Raw genomic sequence first — 15,089 nt, forward strand, 5'->3', positions numbered from 1 at the left:
GCTGGCGGTGGATCCAGGACGGGAGCAGCTCGCATGAACCCCTGGAGAACTTTGGGCAGGCTGTACTAGAGACAGCATTGAATAACCTCGAATTGCCGATCGACCTTCATCATGTCGACGCCTTCGTGGAGACGGCGGACGGACTCCACATGCAGGTCGACTATCACATCGCGCTCGGTCACGTGACCATTGCCACAAGCATGGACGAGGATGGTACCGGCGTGGCGCGATTGATCCTCAACCAGCGCGTGCTCGCCGAGCAGGAATTTGTAAACGGCAAAGTCACCACGGAGAGCACCGCGGTCGGTGCTCTCACCGATGAGGAAGCGCATCTCCTGGTCGCAAGCGTCTATCAAGTCTGGGACCATGACGCGGTCATCAAGGTGCTGGCGGAGACGCGAGGACTCCTTTGCAGTCTCGCGGCCGGAATCAGCGGCCTGGGAATCGCCGCCGGCGCGTTCGCTGGCTGTGAATTGGCGACGACAGGTCTCGGCACCGCCGCCTGTGTCAGTCTGGGCACCGGGCTGGGGAAGCAGACCGGGGCCATCGTGCATGACAAATGCCAGAACGCGCAGAACTAGTGCTGCGACCGTAAGGTAGCGATCCGAAAACGATGCGCGAATTTGCGCTCTGACCTGGAACGTGATCTACGGGTGCCATGAGGCAGAAGAAGCCGCGGCCCCGGTTCCCCGGACTCAAGCTCAAGGACGAGGATCGAGAGCTCCTGCGCCGAAAAGCCCGGGAGCGGCTCACGGTGCGGACCTGGAAGCGAATTCGCATGCTGCAGTTGCTGGACGAGGGGAAGACGCTGGCGGCGACGGCGGCAGCGGTTGGATCGGCGGTCCCCTCGGTTCGGCGGGTTGGAGAGCGGTATCTCGCTGCGGGCGTCGAGGTCGCGCTCAAGGACGCGAAGCGACCGGTCCCACCGCGGAAGCTCGATGCTCGGCAAGAAGCCGCGATCGTCGCCATGGTCTGCGGGCCACCTCCTGAAGGACGCGCTCGGTGGACAATCATGCTCATCGTCGAGGAGTGCATGAAACGCAAGCTCGTCGACCAAGTCGGCCGGGAGACGATCCGGGTGTTGCTGAAAAACCACGCGCTCAAACCGTGGCGGGAAAAAAATGTGGTGCGTTCCTCAGATCGACGAGGAGTACGTCGCGCGGATGGACGACGTCCTCGACACCCTGGCGCGACCAGCCGACGCGTCGGAGCCGGTCGTCGCTCTGGATGAACGACCGGTCGTGCTTCGAGACCCCGCTCGACCTGGCCGGCCAGCCTCACCTGGCCGCATGGCCCGTCAAGACTATGAATACGTGCGGCGCGGAACCGCAAATGTCTTCTGCATCGTCGAACCCAAGGCAGGGCGCCACCTGACCTATGCGACGCCGAACCGCACGGCGAAGCAGTTCGCTCGGGCTCTCCGCAAGATAGCTCAACGATATCGTTCGGCGCGGACAATTCACCTCGTCATGGACAATCTTAACACCCACCGCCAGAACTCGTTATGCACCGCTTTCGGCGATGACGCGGGGCGCGAGCTTTGGAGCCGGTTTACCGTGCACTATACTCCCAAGCACGGGAGTTGGCTCAACCCTGCCGAGAACGAGGCGAGCTTATGGTCACGTGAATGCCTTGGACGGCTTCGGATCGGCTCTCTCTCCGAACTGCGCCGTCGAACGTCTCTGTGGAACAAGGACGCCCACCGCCGGCGGCGGAAGATCACTTGGCGGTTCACCAAGGAGCAAGCCCGAGCGGTGTTCAGAATCAGCCAGATCACTACGTCGCGGTCGGAGCACTAGCCGAGACGGTGCCCATGTCTGCGCTCAAAGTTCATACGCCGCTCCCCCCCCAGCCTTGGGGCTGGTTGCCGACTGATCAATTCTGGGCGCGGGCATTGCTGACACCCATCGCACTCATCTTCTGGCTGCCCTTCTTCGCCTTCATCTTTCCGCTCACGCTGCATTTTAACGTGGCCTGGTGGCAGCCCGCGCTGGGCTTCTACCTGTACCATCAACTTTGGGGGGGCCTTGTGGAGCGGCTTGCCCGCAAGCGGCTCGTCCAGCGACATCGGCGCATGCTGGTTGCTGATGCCGAGTCCTCATCGACGGAAAAAGTACCTGCGCCCGCTTCTCGTTTGAGCGGTCTCGATGACTATGAGGACTTCATGACCCGGTTGCTCGGAAGATACAACCGCCTGGTTCATCACGTCGTCAACCTCGCGTTCCTCGTCTTCATCTTCTACCCAAGCTGGTGGACGAAGGCCCTGGGCGTTCTGTGGATCATCGGCCTTACCAAGCGCGTTCGCGCATCCGCTCGGCGCCAGCGACTGAATTCGTTTGTTGACCCGGTCCTTCCTGCGGCGCCTACGGGCGCTCTCAATCCTGCTGACCATGAGTGACGGGAGGGCGGGGGCGCCGGCAACGGCGCTCCCGGTCGACGGCAAAGAATTACGGCGAGGCCGCTCGGTTCGTCGGGCCGCTCAAGCGACTGCGAGAGCACGTCACCCTGCAGTGAGGGCGACGCTGCGGCGAAGGCGAGCGCCTCAATACGGTTCCACTTCACCGTTCTCATTGAACGTCCCGAGGGTCAATCCGAAGGCGGCAGTTCGGGGATGCCCCCGGAGAGCGGCCCGGACTCGCACAGCGATGCTACTCGGCAAGAGCTTCGTCGAGGCCGACAGGCGAGGCTGGCGAACTCGGGCAAGCACCCGACACCGCTCGACGACGTGATGGAGAAGTCGGGGCTCAAGATCCCGGGGCTTCAGGAGGTGCTCGAACAGCTCATGGGCAGCACCGCGGAGGCCAAGAAGGTCGCCTCGATGATCGCCGAGAACCCCGATCCGATGATCTTGCTGCAAAGTTCGCGCAGCAGTTCGGCTGCGGGATGCCGACGAGCGCGGGGCCGGTGGTCACGCCGCCCCCGAATCCGCACGCAGCGGTGCCCCCGCCGTCGCAGCAATCGGGACCGATCAACACGTGGCCGATCCCGCCTTCGCCGACGATGGAGCCGCCGTCACCGCCGGGAGCAACGCCTACATGGCCAACCCCGCCGGCGTCGATGACCGCGCCCGGGTTGCTGAAGGTCCGGCCTGAGTTCACCCGCGAGGCCCTCGACGCGGCGCGAGCTGCTGGCAAGCCGCCGACGCCCTGGTCCAACGCCGCTGCTGCCGCTCCGGCCACGCCGCCCACGGCAAACGTGGCGGAGCCGCGGCCCTCGCTGGTCGCCTTGGTCGAGCAACGGCTCGGCGCGCTCCAGCGTCGCGTGGCGGCCCACGATGCCGACCTCGACCTCCGTCTGAAGCATGCCGAGGCCGAGCTGGCCAAGCTGCGCCAGGAGCTCCACGAACTTCGCGCCGGCAAGAGCGCGCCCGTCCCAGTCGCGGCGCCGTCGCAAGGGCAGAGGTCCGCCCCCGAGGAGCAGACGGGCGAGGTCGCCGCCGAGGCGCCCTCTGCCGGCACCGAGGCGGCACCCGAGAGCACGCTCGAGGCTGTCGCCGAGCCGGATGTCGCCTCACCGCTGCCCCTCGCGGCGACGGAGCAAGAGGTGGCGCGCGCCATTGAGCTGATCGGCGAGTTCACCGAGGTGGTCGACCAGCACCACATGCAGAGCCTCGTCCGCGTCGTCGCCCTCGAGCAGGAGGTCAGCGCGATGCGGGCGCTCGTCGAACGCGAGCGCCAGGCCGCCGGAGCCTCGGCCGATGGCTGACAACAAGGACATCGCCGTCTTGGCGAAGAAGGTCTACGAGCTGTCGGCCCTCACACTCGAGGAGCTCGAGGACCGCAAGTGGGAGGCGCTCCTGATCGTCAACGCGGCGATCAGCTCTGCCATCGCTGACGGCGTGGCACGGATGCACGCCGACAAGGAGGCCCGCTGGGGCGCCCAGATCCAGGAGGAGGGGATCCTGTCGCGCCTGCACCCGAAGTGGCTGCTGCGCACCGACGACGGCAAGCCCCCTGCTATCCAGCACGCCCTCGCGAGCGCGAGGGACAACCCGCACCGCGACCTTCGCACACGCCTCCAGGCGCTCCAGTTCATCGCGCCCGCCGACCGTGAGCCGTTGACCGAACTCGCCCGGGCCCTCGCCACGGACGCCTATGCGGGCGCCCGAGGCGACGCCCGCGACCTTTTCATCACGAGGATGCGCGGCCTGTCGAAGGAGTGGTTCAAAGACCCGTGGCTGACGCTCTTGCCTCACGACGGTAACCCGCCACCAGTCTCGATCCTGATCGAGAACCAGGGATCGACACACGACGGCGGATGGCACGATGATCCGACCGACGACACGGAGCTGGAGAAGGCCCAATTTCTCTGGGCAGATGCGATCCGCACCTGGGACGTCGACTTCCTGCGCGACAACCCCCTGAGCCAGCTCTACCTGTCCGTCGAGACAGCCGCTATGACCGCGGCCGAGACCGCCAGCGAAGTCGCATCGAGCGCCAACGAGGCGGCGAAGGGGGTCGCCACAATCGTGAAGTGGGCCCCGTATGTCGCCGCGGGAATCCCCGTCCTCGGCTTGACGACGGCCGCCCTGGCCGCTGCGCGGCAGTGAGCCCTCGAAAACTACACATGTGACGACGCGCCGCCCGGCGCGAGAGGGGAGGAGTGGGTGAATATCGAGTCCTACAATCGCATCCGCGACGCCGATGGCGCGGGCCCAGGTGCGCTCGCGGTGCCCATCGCCGGTCCGTCGCTCGGAAGGAGGCGTTGACGTGTCTTCGCCCAAACTCGCGGCCCGCATGATCCTGGGCTACGTAGGCCTGGTCGAAGGTGCCGCGGCCCTCATTCGCTTCCGCGAGCGCACCGCCGCCTTTCAGACTGCGACCGAACGGGCCGAGGCCCTCGGGCGCCGGCTCGTCGTCATCGGCGACCCCGACGCCGGCATGCACACCCGCCTGATGCGCGCCTACGGTTGCGGCGACGTGTGCGTCGACTTGAACGGCTGCCGCGGGTGCCCGGTCACGGTCGTCGCCGACATCACCAAGGGCCCGATCGCCGACATCGCCGACGACTCCGCCGTCGTGTTCGTGTCCTGCGTCCTCGAGTACGTCCCGGACCTCAACGCAGCGCTCGCTGAAATCTCGCGGATGGCCGGCAGCGCCGACAACGTGTTCGTCGTCACCGTTCAGCCGTGGACATTGACCGCGCGGCTCTACCCGGGCGCACGCTGGCGAGGCACCGTGAACGCCGACGGCAGCGGCCAGGCCGTCGCCATGAGGGCCGTCGGCCTCGAGGAGAAGCTCGTCATCACCGGCGCGCTGGGCGTCGCCCTCGCGGCGGCGTTCTGGCCGAAGGGACGGAAATGAGGGCCATGGCGACCTCGAACGTCGAGCAGGCCCTCGAGCTCGCGCGAGCCGAGGCGCGCGCGCTCACCGATCAGCTCCGCCAGGCCCGCGCAGACCTGCATCGCCTCGGCATCGCCGACCAAAACCGGGCTCTGGTCTGCGCCGCTGTCTCGAGCGCGCTCGGCGTGCTGTGCGGCATCGGCATTGGGTTGAGCATGCGAAAGAGATGATGGGACACAGGAGGTGGGATATGGTGAAGAGTTCCTCAGCGGGTGCTCCACCGGCGAGCCGCCCCCGTCGTCGCGTCGCCGCCGGCGCACGAATCACTCGCACCCGCGACGGATGGCTCGTCGTCGAGCCACGCGCCGTCGCCGGAATGGAGAGACATGTCCAACAAGACACGCGACCACAATCAGATCGAACTGCTCACGTATCGGCAGCTCGCCGACATCCTCGGGAAGTCAGTCGGCGCAGTCCGCAACGCGGTTTCCCGCGGCTTTGTGCCGCGCGGCACGCGGATTGCCGGCATCGGTGTCCGATGGCGCCGCGACGAGATCGAACGCTGGCTCAAGGCTCAGCTCGAAGGAGGGACCCGACTGGCGGCGAAGGAGGTTTGACCCCCCCTCCGGTCCGAGATCGCCAGCCTCGCCGGCCATGACCCGGCACGCCCGAACGCGGCTACGCCGAGGGCGCCGTGATCCCCTACCCGGCCTGCGGCGCGCCCGTCGAGCGCGTCAGCGTCGCCAGCCGGGCCTACTTCCACGGCGGCGACGCCTGGTCGTCCGCTCGTTTGTCCCGGAGCCCCTTGACCGACGTCCAATTGTGCCAGGTTCCGCGCGCGCGGCAGGATCGAGCGCGGAGGTCCTGGCAGAAACGTGAGCGGACTTGAGCATCAAGATCACCACGCGCCGCGACGGCAAGCGCGAGCGCATGCAAGCCGTCATCTACGCGCTCCGCCCCGGCCAGCTCAAGCCGAGCGCGTCCGCATCACGGTGCTGCGCTCGATCACCAGCAAGTCGGGCGCCCAGCGCTGGGCCGAGCAGGTGAGGCGAGACATCGAGGCGGGCCAGCCCCCGCCGCAAACGCGCGAAGCTCGGCAACTCGCGCGGGCGAAGCAGCAGGAGCAGCAGGAGGCCGAGGAGCGCGAGCGCCTCGACCGGCTCACCTTCGCCGAGGCGGCGGCCATGTGGCTTGAGGCCGGCGTCGCCGAGCGCCTGCGGCCCACCACGCTCAAGAGCCTCCGCGAGCGCATCGCCGCGGTTCTGCCGTTCATCGGCGACCGGCCCGTGCGCAGCATCGGCGGAGCTCGACATCGCCAGGGTCAAGCGGGAGCTCGCCTGGTACGCCCCGGCCACCCTGAACGTCACGCTCGTCGCGCGCGGCGGTGTGCTCCGCTACGCCGCCGGCATCGGGGCCCGCGACGCGGCGCCGCGGATCAAGCTGATCAAGGTCCCCGACGACGACGCCCCGGCGTGTTGGCAGCCGGCGGACTTCGAGCGGATCGTCAACGCCGCGGGGGAGCTCGGGCACCTCCAGCTGCTGGTCGTGCTGCTCGGCGGCGAGGCTGGCCTTCGCCACGGCGAGATGCTTGGGCTTCAGGCGGGCGACCTGGCGCTGCGCCGCCGGGAGATCCGTGTCGCCCGGTCGGTCACCATCGTGCCGGGCGGCGACCGCATCGTCGGCCCGCCAGAGAACGGCAAGGCGCGTCATCCCGATCAGCCGACGCCTCGCCGACGTGTTGCGGCCGATCGTCGAGGGTGCCGGCGGTCGGGTCGAGCAGCTCGTGCTGGTCAAGCCCACAGGCGAGCCGGCGACCACCCACACGCTCTCGGGCGCCCTGCACCACGCGCTCGAGCGGGCCGGGCTGCCGTTGGCGAGCCTGCACAAGCTGCGGCACACATGCCTGTCGCACTTGCTCGCCGGCGGTGCCGACCTGCGGACGGCGCAGGCGATCGCCGGCCACAAGAGCATCACCTCGACCATGCGCTACCTCCACGCCGTGGCGGGGATGGCGCGGGCGGCGGTGGATCGCCTGGCCACCCTGCGGGCCGAGGCTGAGGCCGAGGAGGTCTCTGCGGGTGGCACGGATCTGACACGGGCGCCCGCCACCCGGCGGCGGGCGCGTAAACTGTCAGTAGTTTAGCGGACTTGGCCACCAGGTGATGGTTATGTCGCAAAATTTCACCCGCGCCCGCGGATGCGCGGTGGCAAACTCGTCGCCGCCGCGATACACCCGCGCGGCAGAGCACCATGCGGAACCCGTTTCCCGGTCATCGTCGCTACAGCATCACCCACCGCGCCGTGCAGCGCCTGCGCGAGCTCGTCCCCACGCTCGGCGAGGACGACGACGAGGCGCTGCGCGACCGCCTCGACCACGCGATCACCAACGCCGAGGACTCGGGCAAGGCCGTGCGCACGCTCGACGTCATGCTCGCCGAGCCGCAGATCTTGATCCCGCTCGAGAGCTTCGGCGACGTGCTCTACGCGATCATCAAGGAGGACACGGTCGTCACCGTGCTGCCACGCGGCCACGGCGAGGAGATCCTCCAGCGCGGCCAGGCGCTCGAGCAGCGGGTCGCCGCCGGCGAGCCTGCCCCGCGGCCCGGCGAGCGCGACGACGCGTGGGAGCGCCGGCGTTGGCGCCGCGACGCCCCCGCGCCGGTCATCGAGCGCGTACGGGCGGGGGGTCCCGGGGAGCGCGCCGACGAGGCCGCCGCGGCGCCCGCCGCGGCGAGCGACGAGGCCCCGGCCGGGAGCGCCGCGCCCGAGGTCGCCGAGCCCGCCGCTCCCGGCGAGCCCGAGATCATCACCCGGCCCTCGCGCGCGCCCGACGCGGGCGCCCGGCGCGTGGTCGGCGGTCAACGGATCATCGCCGGCGCCGCCGCCCAGCCGCCCGAGCGCAAGCGTCCGAGCAACCCGATCGCCGAGGCCCTCGCCCGCGGCCTCGCGCTCGGCAAGCGCCGCGCGGCGACCCGCGCTCTCGGCGAGGCCCTGCGCGACCAGCCGGCCGACGCCTCGCTGCTGCCGCTGTGGAACCTGCTCGGCGAGAAGGGCCTGCCCGAGGCGCTCACCGTCGGCGACCTCGTGGCCGCCGTCCGCGGACTGCCGGGCTGAGCATTCATTTGCACACCTCGTCGCCGTCCGTCGGCGACCGCCGCAGCTCCTGGCCCGGCCCGCTTCACGGCGCGCCGGGCCGGCTCGTCTCACGAAATCGAGTGCCGCACCCGGTGTGCTCCGCGGCGCGAACGCGCGCGCACAGCGAGACGACGATCGCGGAATGGGGGCCAGCATCGCCCCGCTTCCACGCGCCTGGGGTATGCTGACACAACCCGTCATTCATGCGGATCGTGCCACCCAACTCGACTGCGACCGGCGAGGAGGCTCCCGCCGAGGCCGGGGAGGCCGCGCCGATCGAGCCGAGCCCCGTCGTGAACACCGTAGCCCCGACGACGACCGAGACGTCGGTGGCCGCTCCGCCGCCTGACTACAGCAACCTGGTCGGGACCGTGCTCGCCGACCGCTACCGCCTGATCAAGCGCATCGGCGAAGGCGGCATGGGCTCGGTGTACCAGGCCGAGCACATCACGATCGGCCGCAAGCTCGCGATCAAGGTGCTCTCGCCCGAGTACGGCGACAGCCCCGAGATCATCGCCCGCTTCCTGCAAGAGGCCCGCACGGCCTCGATGCTGCACCACGAGCACATCGTCGACATCACCGACTTCGGCTACACGAAGCAGGGCCTCGCGTTCCTGACGATGGAGTACCTCGAGGGCGAGGACCTGGCGACGATGCTCGCGCGCGAGGGCCGGCAGCCGTGGACGCGGGTGCGGCGGATCCTGCTCCAGATCTGCCGGGCCCTCGACGCCGCCCACGAGGCCGGCATCGTCCACCGCGACATGAAGCCGGACAACTGCTTTCGCATCAAGCGCGGCGGCAACCCGGACTTCATCAAGATCCTCGACTTCGGGATCGCCAAGGTCATCGTCGACGGCACCGCCAGCGGCCGCGCCGAGCGCCAGAAGATGGCGACCGAGGCCGGGACGCTGCTCGGCACGCCCGAGTACATGGCCCCCGAGATCGCCCGCGATCAGAAGCCCGACGCGCGGGTCGACGTGTACTCGGTCGGCGTCGTGATGTACGAGCTGCTGACCGGCAGCGTGCCGTTCAAGGGCCAGACCTTCATGGCCACCGTGGCCATGCAGATGGTCGACGAGCCCGAGCCGCCGCGCAAGCGCGCGCCCGATGCCGGGATCCCCGAGTCGATCGAGAAGATCGTCCTGCACGCGCTGCGCAAGGACCCCGCCGAGCGCTTCCAGACCATCCGCGAGTTCGCCGACGCGATCATCGAGGCCGATCGGGCCCTGCGCTACACGCAGAACGTCGGGCCGCTGAGCTGGGAGCCCGACGAGTTCGGCGTCCAGGGCAGCAGCGACGACGTGCTGACCACCGAGTCGACCGCGCGCCCGCTGCCCGACGGCCCTCGCCACCCGACCCCGCGCCACGCTCATCCGACGCCCGGCCACGCCACGCCGCCGCCGCGCAAGAGCCCGACCGGCTCGGTCGCCGCGCGCATGCCCCCCGAGCCCGCGCCGCCGCCCCTGCCGGTGATCCCGACCGAGGTCGACGACGAGCCGAGCAACTTCTCCGCCCGCCCCAACCCGTACCGCGCCCTGGCCGGGCTGCTCCTCCTCGTGGTCGTCGGCCTCGGCGGCCTCGTCTACTACCTCCTGAACCGCGAGCCCGAGGCGACCGAGCCGCCCGACCCGATCGCCACCATCGTCATCCCCGGCGCCACGCCCGACGCCAGCGGCACCGGCGACGTCCCTCGCGCCCCCGACGACGAGAAGAAGGACGACGAGAAGAAGGACGACGAGAAGAAGGACGACGAGCCGAAGAAGAAGCCGCACAAGCCCGACGACGACGAGAAGCCGCACAAGAAGAGCCCGCCCCAGAATCTGGTCCAGTCGACCGACGAGGAGCGCAAGGAGTTCTTCGGCGCGCTCGCCAGCGACGTCCGCCGCTGCGCCAGCCAGCACGAGGCCGCCAAGGAGCTCGTGCGCGTCGCCGTCAACGTCGAGGCCGGCAGCGGCAAGCTCGACGCCCAGCTGCGCTCGCACAAGGACAACGCCGCGTTCGGCGACTGCGTCGTCAAGGCCTTCGAGAAGCGCCGCTTCAAGAAGGGCAAGCAGGCGTTCGTCTACAACAGCGACTACCAGATCTAGCTCCCGGGACATGCTCTCGGGGACATTGCCTCCGGGACAGGCGGCCCAGGACATGCTCCTCGGCGCATGTCTCTTCGGCCAACCGCCGCGGCCTCAGGACCCGCCGGCCGCGGTCGCCAGGCGGGCCGCGTCGGCGACCGGCGCCAGCACCACGCGCGCCAGCCCGCGGAGCAGCGGCTCGCCCGCGATCACGCGCGCCAGCGGCGGGCTGTAGGCGTAGTAGAACCGGACCAGATCGACCCCGGTGGCCGAGGGCTTGAGCCAGGCGTCGCGGAAGGCCCGCAGCGCCGCGACCTGGGCGGCCCACGGGGCGCCGAACGCCGCGGTGGCGACGAAGCAGAACGAGTCGACGGTCTGGAACTTCTGCGCCGTGGTCGTCGCGCTGACCGTGGCGATCGGGCTGCGGTTGGCGCAGCTGTCCTCGTAGAGCACCGCGAACTGGTAGGTGTAGTCGCCCCACAGCTGGGCGACCTCGACGGTGCTCGGCTGGCCGAGCGGCGCGAGCGTCAGCGGGTCGATCGGCGGCACCTCGTAGGCGGCGTCGAACACCTCGGGGGTCCATGCGACGTCCTCGCCGGTGACGTGGCGGATCTTCATCCGCGACAGCTTGAACTTTGGGTCGGTCTGCGGCGGCACCACGAAGGTGAGGCGCACCCGGTCGAAGTCGAGCACCTCGGCCTGCAGGTCCTCGATCGGCGCCAGTTCGCGGAACTCGCAGCTGCCCTGCCAGCCGTCGCCGTCGGTGTCGCCGCCCTGCCCGTCCTCGCCGTACGAGAACACGCCCCAGCGGAACGTGTCGCCGTTCTTCGTCATCGACTTCAGGCGGTCGCCGCCGCTGCCGCCGTCCTCGGAGATCGTCGCGTCGCGCGGGTGGATCGCGCCGGTGGCCCCGTCCCAGTCGCCGTAGCCGCTGTACCGGTCGGTGCCGGTGAAGCCGCGCTCGTTCGGGTCGAAGGTCACCTCGTACAGCACCGACGGCTGGCCGAGGTACTCGACCCCGTAGTTGCTGAGCCGCGGGTCGACGTAGTGGTCGGTCTCGCGGTCGAACGCGTAGGTCTCGTTCTCGTCGCCCTCGAGGCTGACCTCGACGCGGGCGGTCAGCGGGCCGCGGGCGACCACCTCGGCGGGGATGAGGAACGCCGTGAAGTCCTCGCGGTCGCCGGCCGGGGTGGCCGCGGTGACCCCGTCGAGCTGGTTGAGCCCCGCGTACTCCTTCGCGTCCGGCGAGTCGAGCTGCGGGTCGAACACCATCAGATCGTTGCGCGGCGGGTAGACGCTCCGCCCGCCCTCGGGGTCGAAGCGGCCCTTGTCGGTGCTGAAGTTCTTCGGCGACGGGCAGGTCATCGTGTCGACGACCACCGTCTCGTGGTCCGCCGGCGTCAGCGGGATGCAGAAGTAGTTCTCGGCGGTGCTGCTGTTCTCGTGCCAGCCGAGCGACTCGAGGTCGAGCGGCTCGCTGTCGAAGAAGATGACGCGCGGGTAGGTCCGGCCGCTGCGGTGGGCCCAGATCGGCAGCACCGACGGGCGCGGGCCGTAGGGCGCGCGCCAGCTCGACAAGAAGTCCCAGCGCCCCGGCCGGTTGCCGATCCCGTACTTGCCGGTCGCCTGGGTGACGAGGACGTCGAGCGCGTGCTTTCCGTCCCGGTCCTCGAGCCAGATCGCCATCTGCACGTTCGGCACCGGCGTGTAGTGGAACTCGACCAGCACCGGCTCGGCCGCGCCGGCCCGCGCCGGCGCGAGCGCGAGCGCGGCCGCGAGCGACCCGAGCGCCCGCCCGCCCCGGCCGGGACGCGCGGCCGTCGTCACGGCCTGCGCCGCGAAGGCTCCGGGGTCCCTCCTCGCGCGGGCGACCATCGCCGGCACCATACCACGCGACCCCGGCCCGCGCTCGCCGACCCTCCGACCGCGCGCCGACCTGGCGCCAACGCGCGGGGCCGGCCCGGCGACATGACCCCGGGGACAGGTTGCAAGAGCCAGGACCCCAGGAGCATGCCCGGAGGAGCATGCCCGGAGGGACATGCCCGGAGGGGCATGCCGTGTCAGTCGACCCGGTTCTTGCGCTCGATCAGCTCGATCTTGTAGCCGTCGGGGTCCTCGACGAAGGCGATCACGGTGGTGCCGTGCTTCATCGGCCCGGCCTCGCGGACGACCTTGCCGCCGCGGGCGCGGATGGCGTCACAGGCGGCGGCCGCGTCCTCGACCTCGAGCGCGACGTGGCCGTAGCCGGTGCCGAGCTCGTACTTCGGCGTGTCCCAGTTGTGGGTCAGCTCGAGCACGGCGGTCTCGGACTCCTCGCCGAAGCCGACGAACGCCAGGGTGAAGCGGCCGTCGGGGTAGTCGCGGCGCCGCAGCAGGCGCATGCCGAGGACCTCGGTATAGAACGCCAGCGACTTCTCGAGGTCGCCGACGCGGAGCATGGTGTGAAGGATCCGCACGGCTCACTTCCCGTTGGGCTTGGCGGTCACCGTGCCGGAGGCCGGCGAGGCCGGGGCGGCGATGCCGGGCGACGTCGGATTGGCCGGCGTGGTGCCGGTGGCGGCCGGGCCGGCGGCCGCGCGCAGGGCCGCCTCGACGAAGCTGTCCGCCTTGCCCATCTCGGCCACGAGCTGGTCGCAGTTGGCGTAGTCCTTGATCGTCACGAAGTTCTCGGGCGGGTCGCGGAACTGGATCGGGTCGGCCTTGAGCGTGACCTCGCCGCCCCACGGCACCAGCTTGGTGGTCGACACGCCGGGCGCGTTGACCAGCGCGACCGCCACGCACGAGTTGTTCTGCCGCGTGAACAGCACGCCGATCGACATCGCGTCGCAGCCGGCCTTGGGGCACACGCGCTCGGGCGACGGGCGCACGTCGATCGGCCGCCCGGGCAGCGCCTTCTCGACCAGCTGCTTCATCTTCTGCTGGACCTGCTGGCCGTAGGCCTGGTTCTCGGCCGCGATCGCGCTGGGGATGATGCGGGGGAACAGCACCACCACCCCGCCGGGCACCCCCTTCGAGTGCGAGATCTCGGGGGCCAGGAAGCGGTTGTCGTTCGGCGAACCTGCCACCACGCCGGGGGCCGCGCCGTTCTGGCCGCTCGCCGGGTCGGTGGCGCCGCCGGCGGCGTCGCCGGGGTTCTGCGCGCCGCCCGGCGTCGCTCCGCCGTCCGCGGGGGGTGGGCCGCCGATCGTCGGTCCGGTGCCGCCGGCGGTGTTGTCGGGGGGCGGGGTCGTGCTGCCCGACGTGGTCGGGCTGCAACCCAGGCTCACGGCGGCGAGGACGAGGGCGAGGCGGGGGGTCGAGCGCATGGCCTCGATTGTACGAAAACGGCCCGTCCCCGGCGAGAATTCGCCGGACCGGCCCGGGGCTCGCGGCCCGGGTGGGGGCCGTCTGCCGCGCCCGGAGCGGCGATGTTCGATTTCGCCCCTGTTTCGAGTACGCTGGTCGGACAGCGTCCCCATGAAGCGCAGCGAAAAGGCCCGCAAGATCCAGGCCATCCTCGACCGCCTCTACCCGCAGCCGCCGATGCCGCTGCTCCACGGCGATCCGTTCACCTTGCTGGTCGCGGTGGTGCTGTCGGCCCAGACCACCGACGCGCGGGTCAACCTGGTCACGCCGGAGCTGTTCCGCCGCGCGCCGACGCCCGAGGCGATGGCGCGCCTGACCGAGGCCGAGATCCTCGGCTTCATCCGCACCTGCGGCCTCGCCCCGGCCAAGGCCAAGAACATCCGCCGGCTGTCGGAGCTGCTGCTCGAGCGCCACGGCGGACAGGTCCCGAACGACATGGCCGCGCTCGAGGCCCTGCCGGGCGTCGGCCACAAGACCGCCAGCGTCGTCATGGTCCAGGCGTTCGGCGTGCCGGCCTTCCCGGTCGACACCCACATCCACCGCCTGGCCGCCCGCTGGGGCCTGTCCGACGGCACCAGCGTCGAGAAGACCGAGGCCGACCTCAAGGCCCTGTGGCCGCCCGAGGCGTGGTCCAGGCTCCACCTGCAAATCATCTATTTCGGCCGCGAGCACTGCCCGGCCCGCGGCCACGACCCCAAGGTGTGCCCGATCTGCTCGTGGGCGGGCGTCAAGACCCGCCTGGCCGCCGAGGCCCGCGCCCGCGCGGCCGCCCGCGTCGCCGCGTCGGAGTGACGGCGCGGGCCCGCCGGGCGAGCTCGGAGCGGTCGACCCGCGACAAGGTCGATCGGGCATGCCCTTTCGAACATGTCCATTTCGCCATTGTCTTCAAGACATGCTCATCATGACATGTCCTCAAGCGCGATCGAGGTAGCGGCTCGCGGCCAGCGGCCCGAGCGCGGCCTCGGCGAGGGCGCGGACGGTGCGGGCGATCTCGCGGCGCACGCCGGGGTCGGCGAACATGCCGGGCGGCAGCAGCGAGGCGACGAACTTGCTGCTGCGGATCCGCAGCGCGTCCTCCCGCGTCAGGCTGCCCTGCGAGGGTCCGAGGTCGTGGCTGCGCTCGTCGTCGATGGCCGCCAGCGCCGCCACGAACTCGGCCCGCGAAGGCGCGAGGTCGAGGCGCGGGCCGTCGGGGTGGAGGCGCCGGATCAGCGCCTCGAGGCCGTCGCACAGGTCGGACAGCGCCCGCTCGTCCATGGCC

General features: G+C 70.3%; 20 protein-coding genes. 13 read left to right on the top strand and 7 right to left on the bottom strand.

What is annotated here, in order from left to right; translation table 11 throughout:
- The first annotated feature begins 77 nt into the window (after nt 1-77).
- The 8 genes from NAEX_RS04445 (at nt 78) to NAEX_RS04480 (ending at nt 5,512) form a co-directional block, all read left to right on the top strand.
- A complete protein-coding gene (locus tag NAEX_RS04445) occupies nt 78-581 on the top strand; it encodes a hypothetical protein (protein WP_143825509.1) in 504 nt (167 codons plus the stop codon).
- 77 nt (nt 582-658) lie between these two features.
- Nucleotides 659-1,231, top strand: a complete 573-nt coding sequence (locus NAEX_RS04450; protein ID WP_096325583.1) for a helix-turn-helix domain-containing protein — start codon at nt 659-661, stop codon at nt 1,229-1,231.
- Nucleotides 1,164-1,799 carry an IS630 family transposase gene (locus tag NAEX_RS04455; RefSeq protein WP_170135336.1) on the top strand — a complete coding sequence of 212 codons (636 nt, stop codon included), beginning with the start codon at nt 1,164-1,166 and terminating at the stop codon, nt 1,797-1,799. Before NAEX_RS04450 ends, NAEX_RS04455 begins: the two co-directional genes overlap by 68 nt.
- A gap of 14 nt (nt 1,800-1,813) precedes the next feature.
- Nucleotides 1,814-2,398: a hypothetical protein gene (locus tag NAEX_RS04460; protein WP_143825510.1), complete on the top strand. Its 585-nt coding sequence runs from the start codon at nt 1,814-1,816 to the stop codon at nt 2,396-2,398.
- A 506-nt stretch (nt 2,399-2,904) separates the two neighbouring features.
- On the top strand, nt 2,905-3,705 hold the full coding sequence (locus NAEX_RS04465) for a hypothetical protein (protein WP_170135450.1): 801 nt from the start codon (nt 2,905-2,907) through the stop codon (nt 3,703-3,705).
- Nucleotides 3,698-4,549, top strand: a complete 852-nt coding sequence (locus tag NAEX_RS04470) for a hypothetical protein (protein WP_096326279.1) — start codon at nt 3,698-3,700, stop codon at nt 4,547-4,549. Before NAEX_RS04465 ends, NAEX_RS04470 begins: the two co-directional genes overlap by 8 nt.
- Before the next feature lie 160 nt (nt 4,550-4,709).
- Nucleotides 4,710-5,303, top strand: a complete 594-nt coding sequence (locus NAEX_RS04475; protein ID WP_143140794.1) for a class I SAM-dependent methyltransferase — start codon at nt 4,710-4,712, stop codon at nt 5,301-5,303.
- A 5-nt stretch (nt 5,304-5,308) separates the two neighbouring features.
- A complete protein-coding gene (locus NAEX_RS04480) occupies nt 5,309-5,512 on the top strand; it encodes a hypothetical protein (RefSeq protein ID WP_096326281.1) in 204 nt (67 codons plus the stop codon).
- A 35-nt stretch (nt 5,513-5,547) separates the two neighbouring features.
- Here NAEX_RS04480 and NAEX_RS53675 read toward each other — a convergent pair whose 3' ends face one another.
- Nucleotides 5,548-5,670: a hypothetical protein gene (locus tag NAEX_RS53675; RefSeq protein WP_256254069.1), complete on the bottom strand. Its 123-nt coding sequence runs from the start codon at nt 5,668-5,670 to the stop codon at nt 5,548-5,550.
- Here NAEX_RS53675 and NAEX_RS04485 point away from each other — a divergent pair.
- Entirely contained in the window at nt 5,669-5,899 is a 231-nt protein-coding gene (locus tag NAEX_RS04485; RefSeq protein WP_096326282.1) for a helix-turn-helix transcriptional regulator, read from the top strand. The two genes, NAEX_RS53675 and NAEX_RS04485, sit on opposite strands and share 2 nt — an antisense overlap.
- Before the next feature lie 327 nt (nt 5,900-6,226).
- Here the strand turns inward: NAEX_RS04485 and NAEX_RS04490 are convergent, their stop codons facing one another.
- Both NAEX_RS04490 and NAEX_RS49575 read right to left on the bottom strand, forming a co-directional pair.
- Nucleotides 6,227-6,607, bottom strand: a complete 381-nt coding sequence (locus NAEX_RS04490) for a hypothetical protein (RefSeq protein ID WP_143825514.1) — start codon at nt 6,605-6,607, stop codon at nt 6,227-6,229.
- The gene (locus NAEX_RS49575) at nt 6,552-6,992 is read right to left on the bottom strand and encodes a hypothetical protein (RefSeq protein WP_170135451.1); all 441 of its coding nucleotides are present in this window, start codon (nt 6,990-6,992) and stop codon (nt 6,552-6,554) included. Before NAEX_RS49575 ends, NAEX_RS04490 begins: the two co-directional genes overlap by 56 nt.
- A gap of 25 nt (nt 6,993-7,017) precedes the next feature.
- Between NAEX_RS49575 and NAEX_RS04495 the strand changes: the two genes are divergently transcribed.
- The 3 genes from NAEX_RS04495 to NAEX_RS04505 all read left to right on the top strand — a co-directional run bounded on the left by NAEX_RS04495 (nt 7,018) and on the right by NAEX_RS04505 (nt 10,504).
- Nucleotides 7,018-7,425: a tyrosine-type recombinase/integrase gene (locus NAEX_RS04495; RefSeq protein WP_170135452.1), complete on the top strand. Its 408-nt coding sequence runs from the start codon at nt 7,018-7,020 to the stop codon at nt 7,423-7,425.
- A gap of 107 nt (nt 7,426-7,532) precedes the next feature.
- Nucleotides 7,533-8,396 (top strand): hypothetical protein, encoded by an 864-nt coding sequence (locus tag NAEX_RS49580; protein WP_096326285.1) that lies wholly within the window; start codon nt 7,533-7,535, stop codon nt 8,394-8,396.
- Between the two features lie 224 nt (nt 8,397-8,620).
- Nucleotides 8,621-10,504 (top strand): serine/threonine-protein kinase, encoded by a 1,884-nt coding sequence (locus NAEX_RS04505; protein ID WP_096326286.1) that lies wholly within the window; start codon nt 8,621-8,623, stop codon nt 10,502-10,504.
- 93 nt (nt 10,505-10,597) lie between these two features.
- On the opposite strand, the gene NAEX_RS04510 is transcribed toward NAEX_RS04505, so the two are convergent.
- The 3 genes from NAEX_RS04510 to NAEX_RS04520 form a co-directional block, all read right to left on the bottom strand.
- Nucleotides 10,598-12,358, bottom strand: coding sequence for a CFI-box-CTERM domain-containing protein (locus NAEX_RS04510; RefSeq protein WP_143140792.1), 1,761 nt, complete (start codon nt 12,356-12,358; stop codon nt 10,598-10,600).
- Nucleotides 12,359-12,543: 185 nt separating this feature from the next.
- On the bottom strand, nt 12,544-12,939 hold the full coding sequence (gene gloA / locus NAEX_RS04515; RefSeq protein WP_096326288.1) for a lactoylglutathione lyase: 396 nt from the start codon (nt 12,937-12,939) through the stop codon (nt 12,544-12,546).
- 3 nt (nt 12,940-12,942) lie between these two features.
- Nucleotides 12,943-13,788 carry a hypothetical protein gene (locus NAEX_RS04520; RefSeq protein ID WP_096326289.1) on the bottom strand — a complete coding sequence of 282 codons (846 nt, stop codon included), beginning with the start codon at nt 13,786-13,788 and terminating at the stop codon, nt 12,943-12,945.
- Between the two features lie 151 nt (nt 13,789-13,939).
- On the opposite strand from NAEX_RS04520, the gene nth reads away from it, so the two are divergent.
- On the top strand, nt 13,940-14,620 hold the full coding sequence (nth, locus tag NAEX_RS04525; protein WP_096326290.1) for an endonuclease III: 681 nt from the start codon (nt 13,940-13,942) through the stop codon (nt 14,618-14,620).
- 120 nt (nt 14,621-14,740) lie between these two features.
- Here nth and NAEX_RS04530 read toward each other — a convergent pair whose 3' ends face one another.
- Nucleotides 14,741-15,085: a hypothetical protein gene (locus NAEX_RS04530; RefSeq protein ID WP_143140791.1), complete on the bottom strand. Its 345-nt coding sequence runs from the start codon at nt 15,083-15,085 to the stop codon at nt 14,741-14,743.
- Nucleotides 15,086-15,089: the final 4 nt, after the last annotated feature.

It is taken from the genome of Nannocystis exedens, assembly GCF_002343915.1.
Classification (GTDB): Bacteria; Myxococcota_A; Polyangia; order Nannocystales; family Nannocystaceae; genus Nannocystis; species Nannocystis exedens.

What these genes read in the sequence shown, in the direction of transcription:
- NAEX_RS04450 (WP_096325583.1), top strand. Translation starts at nt 659, where the DNA reads ATGAGGCAGAAGAAGCCGCGGCCCCGGTTCCCCGGACTCAAGCTCAAG.
- NAEX_RS04455 (WP_170135336.1), top strand. Translation starts at nt 1,164, where the DNA reads ATGGACGACGTCCTCGACACCCTGGCGCGACCAGCCGACGCGTCGGAG.
- NAEX_RS04460 (WP_143825510.1), top strand. Translation starts at nt 1,814, where the DNA reads ATGTCTGCGCTCAAAGTTCATACGCCGCTCCCCCCCCAGCCTTGGGGC.
- NAEX_RS04470 (WP_096326279.1), top strand. Translation starts at nt 3,698, where the DNA reads ATGGCTGACAACAAGGACATCGCCGTCTTGGCGAAGAAGGTCTACGAG.
- NAEX_RS04480 (WP_096326281.1), top strand. Translation starts at nt 5,309, where the DNA reads ATGGCGACCTCGAACGTCGAGCAGGCCCTCGAGCTCGCGCGAGCCGAG.
- NAEX_RS04485 (WP_096326282.1), top strand. Translation starts at nt 5,669, where the DNA reads ATGTCCAACAAGACACGCGACCACAATCAGATCGAACTGCTCACGTAT.
- NAEX_RS53675 (WP_256254069.1), bottom strand. Translation starts at nt 5,670, where the DNA reads ATGTCTCTCCATTCCGGCGACGGCGCGTGGCTCGACGACGAGCCATCC.
- NAEX_RS49575 (WP_170135451.1), bottom strand. Translation starts at nt 6,992, where the DNA reads ATGACGCGCCTTGCCGTTCTCTGGCGGGCCGACGATGCGGTCGCCGCC.
- NAEX_RS49580 (WP_096326285.1), top strand. Translation starts at nt 7,533, where the DNA reads ATGCGGAACCCGTTTCCCGGTCATCGTCGCTACAGCATCACCCACCGC.
- NAEX_RS04505 (WP_096326286.1), top strand. Translation starts at nt 8,621, where the DNA reads ATGCGGATCGTGCCACCCAACTCGACTGCGACCGGCGAGGAGGCTCCC.
- NAEX_RS04510 (WP_143140792.1), bottom strand. Translation starts at nt 12,358, where the DNA reads ATGGTCGCCCGCGCGAGGAGGGACCCCGGAGCCTTCGCGGCGCAGGCC.
- NAEX_RS04520 (WP_096326289.1), bottom strand. Translation starts at nt 13,788, where the DNA reads ATGCGCTCGACCCCCCGCCTCGCCCTCGTCCTCGCCGCCGTGAGCCTG.
- nth (WP_096326290.1), top strand. Translation starts at nt 13,940, where the DNA reads ATGAAGCGCAGCGAAAAGGCCCGCAAGATCCAGGCCATCCTCGACCGC.
- NAEX_RS04530 (WP_143140791.1), bottom strand. Translation starts at nt 15,085, where the DNA reads ATGGACGAGCGGGCGCTGTCCGACCTGTGCGACGGCCTCGAGGCGCTG.